This window comes from Kistimonas ophiarachnellae (assembly GCF_057552235.1).
Window position 1 is genome coordinate 1 of the sequence record NZ_BAAJPA010000050.1, and the last position, 987, is coordinate 987.

The 987-nt window shown below is 57.9% G+C and carries 1 protein-coding gene; it reads right to left on the reverse strand.

The genetic code is table 11. The annotated features are described in order from the left end of the window. On the reverse strand, positions 1-987 hold a 987-nt coding region (locus tag AC27K1_RS21570; RefSeq protein ID WP_487152858.1), incomplete at both ends, for an Ig-like domain-containing protein.

The following is a 987-nucleotide window of genomic DNA, read 5'->3' on the forward strand; positions in this document are numbered from 1 at the left end:
AGTTGCGCCACCCACCAGGCTGGTGACGGTGGCGCCTTCGTCCACCTCAATGCTGTCCACTACCGCAGTCGGTGCCGCGTCACTCAACGGATTCACGGTGATCGACACTATCGCCTGCGAGGTCTGTCCGTCGCTGTCCTTGATCTCGTAGATGAAACTGTCGGCAAAGTTTTCACTGCCATCATGGGTGTAACTGAAGGTGCCATTTTCGTTCAAGGTCAATGAACCATACGCCACATTCGTCACTAGGCTGACCTTCACCGGCGCATCCGCCAGACCTGTGTCATTGGTCTTTACGTTGGTTGCGCCGTCCACCAGACTGGTGACGGTGGCGCCTTCATCCACCTCAATGCTGTCCACTACCGCTGCTGGGGTCGTGTCGCTCACTGGCGTCACGATGATCGACACTGTTGCCTGCGAGGCCTCGCCGTCATTGTCCTTGATTTTGTAGGTAAAACTGTCGGCAAAGTTTTCACTGCCATCATGGGTGTAACTGAAGGTGCCATCTTCGTACAACGCCAATGAACCATGCGTCACATTGGTAACCAGGCTGACCTCTACTGGCGTATCCGCCAGGCCGGTATCGTTGGCCTTCACGCTGGTCGCGCCGCCCACCAGACTGGTGATAGTCGCACCTTCGTTTACCTCGATACTGTCCGCTACCGCCGTCGGCGTGGCATCGCTCACCGGCGTCACGGAGATCGACACTGTCGCCTGCGAGGTTTCGCCGTCGTTGTCGGTGATTTCGTAGGTGAAACTGTCAGCAAAGTTTTCGCTGCCGTCGTGGGTATAACTGAAAGTCCCGTCAACATTCAGGGTCAGGGTGCCATGAGACACACCCGAGACCAGGCTCACGTTTACCGGCGTATCCGTCAGGCCAGTGTCGTTGGCCTTCACGCTGGTTGCGCCGCCCACCAGGCTGGTGATGGTCGCCCCTTCGTTCACCTTGATGCTGTCCGCTACCGCCGTCGGCATGGCATCGCTCAC